Annotated in this window: 13 protein-coding genes and 3 tRNA genes; 14 read left to right on the forward strand and 2 right to left on the reverse strand. The window is 61.5% G+C overall.

Annotated features, from left to right (window positions below):
- The first annotated feature begins 221 nt into the window (after positions 1-221).
- The 8 genes from OIL88_03105 to OIL88_03140 all read left to right on the forward strand — a co-directional run bounded on the left by OIL88_03105 (position 222) and on the right by OIL88_03140 (position 6807).
- Entirely contained in the window at positions 222-506 is a 285-nt protein-coding gene (locus OIL88_03105; protein HJI71363.1) for a ribbon-helix-helix domain-containing protein, read from the forward strand.
- Between the two features lie 123 nt (positions 507-629).
- Positions 630-702, forward strand: a tRNA-Phe gene (locus tag OIL88_03110).
- 482 nt (positions 703-1184) lie between these two features.
- On the forward strand, positions 1185-2246 hold the full coding sequence (locus OIL88_03115; GenBank protein ID HJI71364.1) for a cellulase family glycosylhydrolase: 1062 nt from the start codon (positions 1185-1187) through the stop codon (positions 2244-2246).
- Positions 2247-2252: 6 nt separating this feature from the next.
- On the forward strand, positions 2253-3131 hold the full coding sequence (gene rsmI, locus OIL88_03120) for a 16S rRNA (cytidine(1402)-2'-O)-methyltransferase (GenBank protein HJI71365.1): 879 nt from the start codon (positions 2253-2255) through the stop codon (positions 3129-3131).
- A gap of 69 nt (positions 3132-3200) precedes the next feature.
- A complete protein-coding gene (metG, locus tag OIL88_03125; GenBank protein HJI71366.1) occupies positions 3201-4802 on the forward strand; it encodes a methionine--tRNA ligase in 1602 nt (533 codons plus the stop codon).
- Positions 4803-4909: 107 nt separating this feature from the next.
- A complete protein-coding gene (gene rsmA, locus OIL88_03130) occupies positions 4910-5770 on the forward strand; it encodes a 16S rRNA (adenine(1518)-N(6)/adenine(1519)-N(6))-dimethyltransferase RsmA (protein HJI71367.1) in 861 nt (286 codons plus the stop codon).
- Entirely contained in the window at positions 5760-6677 is a 918-nt protein-coding gene (locus OIL88_03135; protein HJI71368.1) for a TatD family hydrolase, read from the forward strand. Before rsmA ends, OIL88_03135 begins: the two co-directional genes overlap by 11 nt.
- A gap of 43 nt (positions 6678-6720) precedes the next feature.
- Positions 6721-6807: transfer RNA gene (locus OIL88_03140), tRNA-Leu, on the forward strand.
- A gap of 429 nt (positions 6808-7236) precedes the next feature.
- Here the strand turns inward: OIL88_03140 and OIL88_03145 are convergent.
- Positions 7237-8529 (reverse strand): IS30 family transposase, encoded by a 1293-nt coding sequence (locus OIL88_03145; GenBank protein ID HJI71369.1) that lies wholly within the window; start codon positions 8527-8529, stop codon positions 7237-7239.
- 216 nt (positions 8530-8745) lie between these two features.
- Here OIL88_03145 and OIL88_03150 point away from each other — a divergent pair, with 216 nt between their 5' ends.
- From OIL88_03150 to proC, 3 genes are all read left to right on the forward strand, one after another.
- On the forward strand, positions 8746-9684 hold the full coding sequence (locus tag OIL88_03150; protein ID HJI71370.1) for an SPFH domain-containing protein: 939 nt from the start codon (positions 8746-8748) through the stop codon (positions 9682-9684).
- A 6-nt stretch (positions 9685-9690) separates the two neighbouring features.
- The gene (rlmH, locus tag OIL88_03155; GenBank protein ID HJI71371.1) at positions 9691-10161 is read left to right on the forward strand and encodes a 23S rRNA (pseudouridine(1915)-N(3))-methyltransferase RlmH; all 471 of its coding nucleotides are present in this window, start codon (positions 9691-9693) and stop codon (positions 10159-10161) included.
- 73 nt (positions 10162-10234) lie between these two features.
- Entirely contained in the window at positions 10235-11005 is a 771-nt protein-coding gene (gene proC / locus OIL88_03160; GenBank protein ID HJI71372.1) for a pyrroline-5-carboxylate reductase, read from the forward strand.
- 158 nt (positions 11006-11163) lie between these two features.
- Here proC and OIL88_03165 read toward each other — a convergent pair whose 3' ends face one another.
- Entirely contained in the window at positions 11164-11337 is a 174-nt protein-coding gene (locus tag OIL88_03165; GenBank protein ID HJI71373.1) for a hypothetical protein, read from the reverse strand.
- A 111-nt stretch (positions 11338-11448) separates the two neighbouring features.
- Between OIL88_03165 and serS the strand changes: the two genes are divergently transcribed.
- The 3 genes from serS to OIL88_03180 all read left to right on the forward strand — a co-directional run bounded on the left by serS (position 11449) and on the right by OIL88_03180 (position 13439).
- Positions 11449-12732 carry a serine--tRNA ligase gene (gene serS / locus OIL88_03170; GenBank protein HJI71374.1) on the forward strand — a complete coding sequence of 428 codons (1284 nt, stop codon included), beginning with the start codon at positions 11449-11451 and terminating at the stop codon, positions 12730-12732.
- Between the two features lie 174 nt (positions 12733-12906).
- Positions 12907-13284: a hypothetical protein gene (locus tag OIL88_03175; GenBank protein ID HJI71375.1), complete on the forward strand. Its 378-nt coding sequence runs from the start codon at positions 12907-12909 to the stop codon at positions 13282-13284.
- Positions 13285-13362: 78 nt separating this feature from the next.
- A tRNA-Arg gene (locus OIL88_03180) sits at positions 13363-13439 on the forward strand.
- Positions 13440-13449 lie beyond the last annotated feature (10 nt).

Consider the following 13449-nt stretch of genomic DNA (forward strand, 5'->3'; position numbering starts at 1 on the left):
CAGCAGGTGCTTAGCGCTTGGCTTGCGGTTACTGAGTGCATTCGTCGCGAGTCGAAGGACGAGCCGCCGAGATGGCTTGCGATTGGATGGCTCCCAGACGGACGAAGCGTGGAGCTTGTCGCGGTCGAGCTTCTCCGTGGGTGGCTTATCATTCATGCCTTGTCTCCAGTCCAGAAGAAATTTTGGCAGGAGATTGAACAGGCTCGGCAAAGGGGTCGATGATGGGCAAGACGTATACGGCCGCTAATGGTCAGGTTGTAACGGATGAAATGATTGACGCGTGGTGCGAGTCGTACGAGCGCGGAGAGTTTCCGGATGGCGAACATACCGTTGGTGGGATCGTGCATGGACGGCCCCCGCTCTCAGGTGAGGGGACGGCAACGTTGTCGGTCAAGATTCCTCTGGGAATGAAGGAGGCCATTCGTCGACGGGCGGCTGCCGAGGGGATGACGCCAAGTGAGTTTGCCCGTGCGGCTCTGAGCGAAAAACTTCTTGCTGCCGGCTGATGTCTCTGACGTGCCGATTTATAGAACCGAGGCTGTGCTCAAAAACTTTTTTAAAATTCTCGGTTGACCGGAACGCGTCCTTGGTTATACTAATCAAGCCTTGAAACAAGGCACACCTCAAATGGCTGGGTAGCTCAGTTGGTAGAGCAGAGGACTGAAAATCCTCGTGTCAGGGGTTCGATTCCCTTCCCCGCCACCTTGAATTGACTAGGACCTCTGCAAAGGGGTCCTTTTCTTTTATGCAGCCCCCACATGGAATCGAACCCCGTGAGGGCGCGGAGCTGAGTAAACGCGTAAGCGTTTGCCAGCGCAGCTCGCAAGGCGCGTAAGCGCCGCAGCGGTCCGTCCGCGCAGCGCGCGGACGCGATTCCCTTCCCCGCCACCTTGAATTGACTAGGACCTCTGCAAAGGGGTCCTTTTCTTTTATGTAGGGTTCTGCGGAAACTGCGTCCCAGAATAAGGGCTCAGAACGGGACACACTTTCCGGTGCCTGCCTCCGGCGCGCGTACACACCTCGTCGCACCATTCCGAGCCCGCCCGCCCCAGACATTCCTCCCACTTTCGCGTCACTTTGCAGACCGTTCGGTCGCCTGTCCGCACACGCGGGTATACTCAAAACGATACTTATCCTATGCAATACGATGCGGGTTCGACCTGCATGATCCGAAGGGGGCAGTGATGGAGAGGATACTCGGCGTTAATCTCTCTGGCTGGTTTATTCCCGAGCCTTGGGTGACCCCGTCGCTGTACGCGGCGACCGGCGCATCCAACGCAGCCGAGCTGCAGGAGGCCATGGGTACCGCCGCTTACAACGAGCGCATGCGTCGTCATTACGAGACGTTTGTGAGCGAGGACGATTTTCGCCGCATGGCGCAGATCGGTCTCAATGCCGTGCGTCTGCCGGTGCCCTGGTATGCCTTTGGCTCACAGGAGTCCGATGCCTCCTACATATCGGTTGTCGATTACATCGACCGCGCGATTGAGTGGGCTGCCAAGTACGATATCCGCGTGCTGCTCGATCTGGCAACCGTGCCCGGTGGCCAGGGCGATTCCAACGATTCGCCCACCACGCCGGAGGCTGTCGCCGAGTGGCATTCGTCCACCAACGGCCGTCATGTCGCACTCGACGTGCTCGAGCGCTTGGCCGATCGCTATGGCGAGGCCGAGAGCCTGCTGGGCATTGAGCTGCTGGACACGCCGCAGATGAGCGTTCGCAAGAGCCTCTTCACCATGACGGATGGCATTCCTGCTCACTACCTGCGCAATTTCTATCGCGATGCCTACGAGCTCGTCCGTTCGTATATGCCCGAGGATAAGATCGTCGTCTTCTCGTCGTCGGGGCATCCCAGCGAGTGGAAGCATTTTATGCGCGGCGCCAAGTACAAGAACGTCTACATGGACCTTCACCTGTACCATTACCGCGACGAGTATGCGCTCGACATCACGAGCCCCCGCGGGCTGACGACGGCGATTTCGCGTAACAAGCGCGAGCTTAAAGAGGCGATTTCGACTGGGTTCCCCGTGCTGGTGGGCGAATGGTCGGGCGCGGCGATCTTTGCCAACTCGTCGGTTACGCCCGAGGGCCGCAATGCCTACGAGCGCGTGTTTATCGCCAACCAGCTGGCTTCGTTTGCGCCGGCTGCCGGTTGGTTCTTCCAAACGTGGAAGACCGAGAAGCGCATTGCAGCATGGGACGCCCGCACGGCGCTCGGTACGCTCGAGCGCGGCATGATTGAATAGGTTGATATGACGCAAAACAGCGCCCATACGGGCAAACTCTATGTGGTCGGCACGCCCATCGGCAACCTAGGCGACCTGTCCCCGCGCGTTGGCGAGGCCTTTGCCGCCGCCGATGCCATTTGCTGCGAAGACACGCGTGTGACGTCAAAGCTGCTGATGCACCTGGGCATTTCCAAGCCGCTTGTCCGTTGCGACGAGAATGTGATCGCTAGCCGCGCTGCCGGCCTGGTCGACCGTCTGCTGGCGGGGGAGACCCTCGCCTTTGCCTCGGACGCCGGCATGCCGAGCGTGTCCGATCCCGGCCAGGCGCTGGTCGAGGCGGCGCGTGAGGCCGATGTACCCGTCGAAGTTATTCCCGGGCCCTCTGCTTGCGTCACGGCGCTTGTTTCGTCCGGCATTCCCTGCGAGCATTTTTTCTTCGAGGGCTTTTTGGGCCGAAAGCACGGCGACCGTGTGCGCCGTTTGCAGCGCCTTGCCGTGGTGCCCGGCGCACTCATCTTCTACGAGTCTCCACATCGCATCGTGGCGACGCTCGAGGCCGTGGCGGAGGTCTTTCCCCAGCGTGAGGTTGCCGTCTGCCGCGAACTCACCAAGCTGCACGAGGAGGTCTTGCGCGGGCTCGCTGCCCAGCTTGCCGAGGAACTGCGCGCTCGCGGCGAGGTAAAGGGCGAGATCGCGCTGGTCATCGCGCCGCCGAGCGAGGATGAGGAGGCCGGTATCGTGCCGGTCGGCGCCACGGCAGCGGATCCCGACGAGGCCCTGCGCGAGGATATCCGCGCCGCGCTCGAGGAGGGGGAGCCCGCGTCTGCGGTGGCCAAGCGCCTGTCTCAGAAGTATTCGCGCCGCAAGCGCGATGTCTATGCCATGGTGCTCGATATGCAATAGATGGAGGATATCCAGCCCTTGCGCTAGAATCATCCTCTGTATGCAACGTTTTTCTGGAGGACAAACCCCATGGATCAAAGCAAGCCTTCGTTCTTTATCACGACGCCCATCTACTACGTCAACGCCGATCCGCACCTGGGCACGGCTTATTCCACCATCATCGCCGACGTTCAGGCTCGCTATCGCCGTTCCGCCGGCTATAACGTCAAGTTCCTGACCGGCATGGACGAGCATGGCGAGAAGGTCGCCGAGGCCGCAGCCAAGCATGGCATGACGCCGCAGGAGTGGACCGATAGCCAGGCCCCGCACTTCAAGGAGCTTTGGAGCAAGCTCGAGATCTCCAACGACGACTTCATCCGCACCACCGAGCCGCGCCAGCATCATGCCGTGCAGTACCTGTGGGAGCGCATGAAGGAGTCCGGCTATCTGTATAAGGGCAGCTACGACGGTTGGTATTGCGTGCCTGACGAGACCTACTTCACTGATACGCAGGTCCAGAAGGGCGACGAGGAGTACGGCAGCGTCGGCCAGCACCTGTGCCCCGACTGCCACCGTCCGCTTGAGCGCGTGCAGGAGGAGTCCTACTTCTTTAAGCTTTCCGCCTTCCAGGACAAGCTTCTCAAGCTCTATGACGAGCACCCCGACTTTGTCGAGCCTGCGTTCCGTATGAACGAGGTACGCAGCTTTGTCGAGGGCGGCCTTAACGACCTTTCCGTGAGCCGTACGAGCTTTGACTGGGGCATTCAGGTCCCGTTTGACGAGGGTCACGTGACCTACGTGTGGTTCGATGCGTTGCTCAACTATATGACGGCCGTCGGCTACGGTGTCGACACCGACGAGGCCCGTGCCGAGCTGGCCTATCGCTGGCCCGCGCAGTTCCACATCGTGGGTAAGGACATCATCCGCTTCCACTGCGTCATTTGGCCCGCGATGCTCATGGCCATCGGCGAGGCCCTGCCCGAGCACGTCTTTGCCCACGGCTTCCTGACCGTGCGCAATGCCGAGACCGGTAAGGCCGAGAAGATGTCCAAGAGCCGCGGCAACGCCATCGCTCCGCAGGATGTTATCGACATGCTGGGCGTCGAGGGCTACCGCTATTACTTTATGACCGACGTGGTCCCCGGCACCGACGGCGCCATCAGCTTCGATCGTATGGAGCAGGTCTACAACGCCGACCTGGCCAACAGCTGGGGCAACCTTATCTCGCGTTCGCTCAACATGAGCGGCAAGTACTTTGACGGTTGCGCGCCCGCCAAGCCCGCATCGTTCGATGCGTTCGACAACCCGCTGGCAAAGATTGCCGATGGCCTGGTCGATCGCTACATGGCCAAGATGGACGTGCTCGATTACGGTGGAGCTAAGGACGAGGTCATGGAGCTCATCCACGCTGCCAACCACTACATCGAGGACTCCGAGCCTTGGGCGCTTGCCAAGGACGAGGCCAAGGCTGACGAGCTGGCATTTGTGATCTACAACCTGCTCGAGGCCATCCGCATTGCCGCTCACCTGCTGATGCCGCTCATGCCCCAGACTTCTGCCGAGGCCCTGCGTCGCCTGTCCTGCGAGGACGAGGCCGCGAGCGACGACCTCAAGGGCATTTGCGCTTGGGGCCTGCTTGCCGGTGGTCAGCCCGTCGAGAAGGGCGAGCCGCTGTTCCCGCGTCTGGGCTAAGCCGCTGCGCGCCATATCGGCAATTTGCTGTTTAGATGTAAGGGCATGGCCGCAACGGTCCATGCCCTTTTGCTTTACGATGCAGCCACCATGTTAAGGAGGCAACCATGACAACTTCGCCTTTGGCAAACCCCACGGCAACCAGGGAGCTGCTGGAGGAGTTTGGCCTTGCGACCAAGCATCGCCTGGGCCAAAACTTCCTGATCGACAACCATGTGATTGAGCGCATTTGCGAGCTCGCTGAGCTTGCGGGCGATGAGCGCGTGCTCGAGGTCGGCCCGGGTTGCGGCACGCTGACGTTGGCCCTGCTGCAAGAGGCGGCGTGCGTCACGTCGATCGAGGCCGACCCCGAGCTCGAGCCGGTGCTCGATGCCCACGCTGCCGACTATGCCAACTTCCGCTTTATCATGGGCGATGCGCTTAAGGTGACGCCGGAGCAGATTGAGCAGGCGGCCGGTGGCGAGCCCACGGTGTTTGTCGCAAATCTGCCCTATAACGTTGCGGCGACGATCATCCTGCAGTTCTTCCAGACGATGCCTGCGCTCAAGCGTGCCGTCGTTATGGTGCAAAAAGAAGTCGCCGACCGTATTGCCGCGACGCCTGGCAACAAGACCTATGGCGGCTACACGGCAAAGCTCGGGCTGTATGCGCAGGTGACGGGGCGCTTTGAGGTGCCGCCGCGCTGCTTTATGCCGGCGCCGCACGTGGACTCGGCTGTCGTGCGTATCGATCGCGTTGACGGCGTGGTGCCCGAGGGGTTCGATCGCGAGTTCGTAGCCCGCGTGATCGACGCCGCATTTGCCCAGCGTCGCAAAACCATCCGCAACTCCATGAGCGCCAATGGCTTTGCCAAGGACGTGCTCGATGCTGCCTTTGAGGCTTGCGGCATCGCGCCCACCACGCGCGCCGAGACGCTTGACGTTGCCGATTTTGTCCGCTTGGCTCAGGAGCTTTCCCATGACGCTTAGTGCCGAGCGCGTGACGTTTACCAAGAAAAAGAAAACGGTTGCTTGTCCGGTACCGCTGGCGCCGCTTGCCGATACGCATGCGCACCTGCTTTCATTTTGGGGCAAGGAAGTGCCCGAGACGCTCGTGCGTGCCAAGGCCGCAGGCATTGACCTGTTGGTGACGGTCTTCGATCCCATCGCCGACAAACGCAGCGTGACGGACTATAGCAACTGGCTGACGCATGAGATTTTGCCGATGCAAGATATCTCGCAGATCAAGTATCTTGCCGGCGTGCATCCGTATGGTGCTCCCGACTATACCGAGGACATCCATGCCCAGATTGTGGCCGCGCTCGATGACCCCTTATGCGTCGGTATCGGCGAGATCGGCCTGGACTACCACATGGACTATGACGATGATGTTGCGCCGGCGCCTCACGACGTGCAGATCGACTGCATGGCGCGCCAGCTCGAGCTTGCCGTGCGTCGCAATGTGCCGGTAGAGCTGCATCTGCGTCACGAGGACACGGACCATGAACGCACCTCGCATGTGGACGCGTACAACGTTTTGCGCGAGGTAGGCGTGCCTCAGGCGGGCTGTGTGCTGCATTGCTTTGGCGAGGACCGCGCCACGATGGAGCGCTTTGTGGATTTGGATTGCTACATCGCTTATGGTGGCGCGGCGACCTTTAAGCGCAACGACGACGTGCGCGAGGCATTCGCGGCAACCCCGCTCGATCGAATTTTGTTCGAGACGGATTGCCCGTACATGGCCCCAGAGCCAATTCGAGGTCTTGAGTGTGAGCCTGCGATGATTTCCATTACGGCAAACGCGCTGGTCAACGACCGTGTCGACCGCACCGGCGAGAATGCCGAAGCAATCGCGCAAGCCGCTTGGGAAAATGCCTGCAAACTTTTTCAAAAATAGTTCTTGCGTTCGCGGTGGCGCTCCGTTATTCTAATTTCTGCACGCGGGCGTGGCGGAATTGGCAGACGCGTACGGTTCAGGTCCGTATGGGGGCAACCCCATGAAGGTTCAAGTCCTTTCGCCCGCACCATTACATGAAAGAGCTCCCAGCAATGGGAGCTTTTTTGTTATGGGCCCATCGCAGGGACTTGAACCTGCGAAGGAGCGAGCGTAAAGAAAACGCGGAGCGTTTTTAGCGAGCTGGCGAGGACGCCGGCAGGCGGCCGAAGCCGGTGCGGATCCGCGAAGCGGATACACGGACGTCCTTTCGCCCGCACCATTAAATGAAAGAGCGGTTGATTTCCGATCTCAGCCGAACACATTGAGCGGATAGGCCGTTCCCGCAGCTAGCCGAACGCCCCCGAGGCCCCTCACGGGCCCCGGGGGCGCCGTTTTCCCAGTTGAAGGAACGGTGGAGATGTGTTTCGATGGGTCCGGTGGCCATGCTCCGCCCTCCGCCCGGCACCTCTTCCCAGACTCAGCCGGACGGTCGGTCCGTCTATTCCGTTTTGCCTTCAGACTAGGCCAGCGGGGCATCGCCCCTCTCGGCGCGCGCCCTCTCGATGAGGCCCGGCGTCAGGTCGAGTTCGCCGATGGGCACCTCCTCCACGCCGCAGGCGTCCAGCAGCGCCGCCGCGTCGCCGCCGAGCATCGCCCTGAAGGCGCGGGCGGGCGTCGAGAAGCCGAGCGCGCCGCGGGGCTCGGAGTTCACGTGCGACATGGCCAGCGCCAGGTCCGCCGGGGCGAGCCGGTCGAACCTGAGGCACGCGCCCTTGGGAAGCAGCTTCCTTATCTCGACGTGGTTTCGCTCGCAGGCGCCCTTCTGGTCGCTGCGCCTGGGGTCGCAGTAGAACAGCCTCGTCTCGCCCGGCCCCTCGCCGAGGAGCGCCGCGATCGCGCCCTCGTCGGAGAACTCCGCGCCGTTGTCGGTGAGCACGGCGCGGAACACGCGGCGCGTCCCGCCTGCGCCGAGGACCGCCCGGACGCCCTCCAGGGCGGCCGCGACGCACCCGGAGGTCTTCTCCCCGAGCAGGAGCGCCAGCTGGAGCCTGCTGGGGCGGTGGAGCAGCGTGAGCAGGCAGGCCGAGTCCTCCCTGGCGCCCTCGACGGTGTCCATCTCCCAGGCCGCGGCGCACGCGTCCTCCCCGAGGGCGAGGAACGCGGCGTGCGACCTGCGGGCGGAGTGGCGCGTGGCCGCCCGGCCGGCGGCGCGCCTCCTCGGCCTGTAGCCGACCTTGCGCCTGAGCTCCATGTTGGTCATGCCGTCGTAGCCCGCCGCGACCCAGCGGTAGATGGTCGACGGCGACAGGTCCACCGGCCCGCCGTTGCACGCCGCCATCTGCTCGGGGGACAGCCCCCGGCGCAGGCAGCCCCTTATGGCCTCCAGCCTGGCCGCCGCGGCCGGCTCGTCGGCATCGATCCCGCGCCTGGACGAGACGAGCACCGAGTCGGCGCACAGCTGCGCGGCGCGGGCCTCGTAGAAGACGTGCGGGCGGCGCTTGCAGCCCACCGCGCGGTAGCGGCCGCAGCCGTTGCAGCAGCGCGGCCACGCGGCCAGGCGCGGGCAGGCCGCCGACAGGTCGGCCGAGCCGTCCACGCGCTCGCCGCGCCTGGCCTTCGGCGCCGTCACGAACCTGTGCGACGCCACCTCGGCGCTCACCGTCGAGGGCGACCTGCCCAGCTCCCTCGCGATCTCCCTGCACGAGGCCCTGCGCTCCAGCATCCTCTGGACCGTGTCCCGCTCGTGCCTGGTGAGCCTGCCGTAGGCCCTCGGGGCCGCCTTCTCGGGACCCTTCTTCCTCTTTCCGGACATGCCGTCCTCCGATCTCCCGGGGCCGGCCGGTCCGGCCCTCAGGGTATCGGGTTCCCACATTCATCCGCACATGTACGGATGAATGTGGGAGGTGTTCGGATGAAGTTGATAATCAAGGTAAATGAAAGAGCTCCCAGCAATGGGAGCTTTTTTGTTTTGCGCGGTCACCTCGGACGGGTATCCTAGTGCCAATGTATGCCCAATAGAGGAGAAGCCATGCTGTTTTCCGGTATCATCGCCGCCCTTACCAGTCTTTTGATCCCCATCATCATCCTGTTGCTGCTGCTTCCCAACGCCTGCTATGTCGTCGAGCAGCAACATGCCGTGATTATCGAGCGCTTGGGCAAGTTCAACCGCATCGTCAACGCGGGTTTCCACCTGAAGGTGCCCGTAATCGACCGCAAGGCCGCCACGGTGAGCCTGCGCACTATGAAAAACGGTTTTGGCATCGACGTTAAGACCCAGGACAACGTGACCATCGGCCTCGAGGTTTCCGCGCAGTATCACGTGAGCTACGACATGGGTGCGGGTCCGGCGGATTCGGGCATTTACAAGAGTTATTACATGCTGCAGGAGCCCGTGGACCAGATGCGCGACTTCATCACCGATGCCCTGCGCTCCTCGATCCCCGTGTACACGCTCGACGAGGTCTTTGCCAAGAAGGATGATATTGCCAAGGACGTCAACGCAACCGTTTCCGAGCAGATGGCCGCCTACGGCTTCACCCTCGTGTCGACGCTCATCACCAAGATCGCGCTGCCGACCGAGGTCGAGAACTCCATGAACGACATCAACGCAGCCCAGCGCAAGCGCGCCGCGGCGCAGGAACTTGCCGAAGCCGACCGCATCAAGCGCGTCACCGAGGCGACTGCCGAGGCCGAGGCCATGGAAAAAGCCGGCGAGGGCATTGCAAACCAGCGCAAGGCCATTGCGCTGGGCATCAAGGATTCGCTCGAGATTATCCAGGAGACGGGCGTTGGCAACGACGAGGCCAACCAGCTGTTCATGTTTACGCAGTGGGCCGAGATGATGACGGAGTTCGCCCGTACGGGTAAAAACTCGACGGTCGTGCTGCCGAGCGACTTTTCTCAGTCGGCCTCGATGTTCGAGCAGATGCTGGCAGCGGGCAAGGTCCAGAACGAGTCGAAGGAGTAGGCGCGCGTGAAATACACCGTAGTTTGCGTCGGCAAGCTCAAAGAGCGCTTTTGGAAGGATGCTTGCGCCGAGTACACCAAGCGCCTGGGCGCCTATGCCAAGGTGGATATGCGCGAGGTGGCCGATATCGATCCGGCTAAGGCGGGTGGCGTGGATGCCGCGCGCGACAAGGAAGGGGCGGCGATTCTTGCAGCCTTGCCGCCGAGGGCACATGTGATTCTGCTTGCCATCGAGGGCAAGGAGCGCTCGAGCGAGGAGCTCTCGGCACGCCTCGACGATCTTATGCTGCGAGGAAATAGTGATATCGCCTTTGTGATCGGCGGCTCGGACGGCGTGAGCGATGACGTGCGCGCCCGTGCCGACGAGATGCTCAGCTTTGGACGCATTACCTTGCCGCACAACCTGGCGCGCGTGGTGCTGCTGGAGCAGATTTACCGCGCCTGCAAGATCAGCCGTGGCGAGCCGTATCACAAATAGGTCGGCAATACGAAACAATGGCATGGGACAATAGCTTCCGTTTTGAGGAACGTGTCTGAGAGGACTATGTGATATGAAGATCGGGTTTGTCGGTTTTGGCAATATGGCGAGCGCTATGGCCGATGGCTGGATTGCTACCGGCGTGTCTGCGAGCGACATGTGCGCCTGCGCAGGCCGCTATGACGCTCTGATTGAGCGTTGTGAGGCGCGCGGCATGACCGCCTGCCATGATGCGGCAGAGGTTGTCGCCGCATCTGATATCGTGGTCGCTGCGGTCAAGCCGTACATGATCGAGAAGGTCTTCGCGCCGCTCAAGGGTGCGCTTGCCGACAAGGTCGTCCTTTCGGTCGCCTGGACCTGGGATAGCGCCAAGTGGGAGCAGGTCCTGCCGGGCGTCGCGCATATCTCGACGGTGCCCAACACGCCGGTATCGGTGGGTGAGGGCGTCATTGCCTGCGAGAAGGCCTCTACGCTTAGTGATGAACAGCGCGACACGGTGCTCGGCCTGCTTGGCAAGCTCGGTACGGTGGTCGAGCTCGATTCGAGCCTGCTGTTTGTGGGCGGCACCGTGGGCGGCTGCGCCCCGGCATTTGTCGCCATGGCGATCGAGGCCCTGGGCGATGCGGCCGTCAAGCACGGTATTCCGCGCGCCGATGCCTATCGCATCGTGAGCCAGATGGTGCTGGGCACGGCAAAGCTGCAGCTTGCAACCGGTCAGCATCCCGCCGCAATGAAGGACGCCGTGTGCTCGCCTGGTGGCGCCACCATCAAGGGCGTCGTCGCGCTCGAGGATGCCGGCATGCGCAGCGCCCTGGTCAAGGCCATCGACGCCACCCTCCAGTAAAACCGACCAAAAAGGGACAGGTTTATTTTGGCGGGTTTTCCCTGCGGTTTTGTCGTTCTAGCAAAAAGCGCCCCGCAACTGGCTCAAACTCCAGTTGCGGGGCGCTTGCATTTGCCCAGTTAAAACCGACCAAAATAAACCTGTCCCTTTTTGGCAGGTTAGTCCCAGAAGCCGTCTTCTTCGTCCTCGGATTTGGGTCCGCGGTCGACGTACATCTTATGGGTGCGCTTCTCCATCACAAAGGCAAGAATCGCAAACAGCAGGATGCCGCCGGCGAAAAGGATGGCAAAACCAGTGCGGGTGCCAAACAAATAGGAAAAAACTGCGTCCATTGGGTGCCTTCTTGCATAGTTGAGTTGGGTCGTAAACGCTCATAAGTATATACTTGCCCATACATGTACAAGGTTGCAACCTAAACGGAATGTATATCGCCGGAGGATCTAATGCTTGATATCAAGTTTGTTCGCGAGAACCCCGATGCCATCGACGCCGCCATGGCCAATCGCCAGACGTCTTGGGACCGCGAGAAGTTCTTTGAGCTCGACGACGAGCGTCGTGCCGTCATCACCGAGGTCGAGGAGCTCCAGGCCACGCGCAACGCCGAGTCCAAGAAGATCGGTGCCCTGATGAAGGAGGGCAAGAAGGACGAGGCCGAGGCCGCCAAGGAGGCCGTGCGCGCCGTCAACGAGAAGATCGACGGTCTGGCCGAGCGCCGCACCGCCCTCGAGCAGGAGCAGTACGACTTTATGGCTCACCTGCCCAACATCCCGTGCGAGGCCACCCCGCTTGGCAAGGACGAGGACGAGAACATCGAGCGTCGCCGCTGGGGCACCCCGCGCGAGTTCGACTTCGACTTTAAGCCGCACTGGGACCTGGGCACCGACCTCGACATCCTCGATTTCGAGCGCGGCAACAAGCTCTCCGGTAGCCGCTTCACCGTTCTCGGTGGCGCCGGCGCCCGCCTGGAGCGCGCTCTCATCAACTTCTTCCTGGACACGCACACCAGCCGTGGCTTTAAGGAGTGGTGGCCGCCCATCGTCGTCAAGCGTCAGACCATGTTTGGTACGGGCCAGCTGCCCAAGTTCGAGGACGATGCCTATCACGTCTCGGGCGACAACTTCCTGATCCCCACCGCCGAGGTCGTGCTGACCAACCTGCACGCCGGTGAGGTTCTGGACGCCGATACCCTGCCGCGCCGCTACACCGCCTTCACCCCCTGCTTCCGCGAGGAGGCCGGCTCTGCTGGTCGCGACACCCGCGGCATCATCCGTCAGCACGAGTTCGACAAGGTCGAGATGGTCAAGTTCGCCAAGCCGGAGGAGTCCGACGAGGAGCTCGAGAGCATGACCGCCGAGGCCGAGTACCTGCTGCAGCAGCTGGGCCTGCCGTATCGCGTGATTAGCCTGTGCACCGGCGACCTGGGCTTCTCTGCCCGTCAGACCTATGACATCGAGGTTTGGCTGCCGAGCTACAACGCCTACAAGGAGATCAGCTCCTGCTCCAACTGCGGCGACTTCCAGGCTCGTCGCGCCAACATCAAGTATCGCGATCCCGAGAACTTCAAGGGTTCGCGCTATCTGCATACCCTCAACGGCTCCGGTCTGCCGGCTGGTCGCACCATGGCCGCCATTCTGGAGAACTACCAGAACGCCGACGGCACCATCACGATCCCCGAGGTTCTGCGTCCCTACATGGGCGGCCTCGAGAAGATCGAGCCGGTCGCGTAGGCAAGCTACATAAGCGATTTGATGGGGCGCTCCTGTCTGGGGCGCCCTATTTTGTGCGCAGGCCAATACCATGTCGTGCGGACAGCTCAATAGAAAATACACGAACAAACGTTCTGTATACAGCCATCTACCTGCTATGCTTTTGCTAGATAAGAGCGAGAGAAAGGGGATGCAATGGAGTTGTTCGATGAACGGGTAGTTATGTTCGAGAGCGATGAGGACGGCGAGTACCTGCTGGTAACGTGCGAGCCGTCTGGCATGGGTGGCTTGGTGGTTCGGCAGACGAGCGAGGGACCATTGACGCAATGGTGCTATGAGGAGTCGCCACATGTGATCGAGACGTTTGTGGCGCACGAGGGGCTTGTTGCCCTTGAGCATTTCTATGGGGTCCGGACATCTAACCAGGTTGCTCGAATGCTGAGCATCTCGTTTGCCGACTACGACTGCGCCCAACGGGTGCGGTCGCTCCTGGGGGAGCTTGGCGCAGGGTTCGATGTGATTGAAAAGCCAATCGATCGCACGGGGAGCGCTGATGTATGCGGAGCAGCATGATAAAAACTGCGTTTCATAAAAAAGTTTGAGATTGCGCTTGACTCCAATAAGCTAAAGTGGTTTTATATGTCTTGCGCTGCGGCGTTACCTCAGCTGGATAGAGGGTCTGACTACGAATCAGAACGTCATAGGTTCGAATCCTATACGCCGCACCAATTGAACTTG

The sequence above is a fragment of the Coriobacteriaceae bacterium genome (genome assembly GCA_025992855.1).
Taxonomy (GTDB): Bacteria; Actinomycetota; Coriobacteriia; order Coriobacteriales; family Coriobacteriaceae; genus Collinsella.

What these genes read in the sequence shown, in the direction of transcription:
- OIL88_03105 (HJI71363.1), top strand. Translation starts at nt 222, where the DNA reads ATGGGCAAGACGTATACGGCCGCTAATGGTCAGGTTGTAACGGATGAA.
- OIL88_03115 (HJI71364.1), top strand. Translation starts at nt 1,185, where the DNA reads ATGGAGAGGATACTCGGCGTTAATCTCTCTGGCTGGTTTATTCCCGAG.
- rsmI (HJI71365.1), top strand. Translation starts at nt 2,253, where the DNA reads ATGACGCAAAACAGCGCCCATACGGGCAAACTCTATGTGGTCGGCACG.
- metG (HJI71366.1), top strand. Translation starts at nt 3,201, where the DNA reads ATGGATCAAAGCAAGCCTTCGTTCTTTATCACGACGCCCATCTACTAC.
- rsmA (HJI71367.1), top strand. Translation starts at nt 4,910, where the DNA reads ATGACAACTTCGCCTTTGGCAAACCCCACGGCAACCAGGGAGCTGCTG.
- OIL88_03135 (HJI71368.1), top strand. Translation starts at nt 5,760, where the DNA reads ATGACGCTTAGTGCCGAGCGCGTGACGTTTACCAAGAAAAAGAAAACG.
- OIL88_03145 (HJI71369.1), bottom strand. Translation starts at nt 8,529, where the DNA reads ATGTCCGGAAAGAGGAAGAAGGGTCCCGAGAAGGCGGCCCCGAGGGCC.
- OIL88_03150 (HJI71370.1), top strand. Translation starts at nt 8,746, where the DNA reads ATGCTGTTTTCCGGTATCATCGCCGCCCTTACCAGTCTTTTGATCCCC.
- proC (HJI71372.1), top strand. Translation starts at nt 10,235, where the DNA reads ATGAAGATCGGGTTTGTCGGTTTTGGCAATATGGCGAGCGCTATGGCC.
- OIL88_03165 (HJI71373.1), bottom strand. Translation starts at nt 11,337, where the DNA reads ATGGACGCAGTTTTTTCCTATTTGTTTGGCACCCGCACTGGTTTTGCC.
- serS (HJI71374.1), top strand. Translation starts at nt 11,449, where the DNA reads ATGCTTGATATCAAGTTTGTTCGCGAGAACCCCGATGCCATCGACGCC.
- OIL88_03175 (HJI71375.1), top strand. Translation starts at nt 12,907, where the DNA reads ATGGAGTTGTTCGATGAACGGGTAGTTATGTTCGAGAGCGATGAGGAC.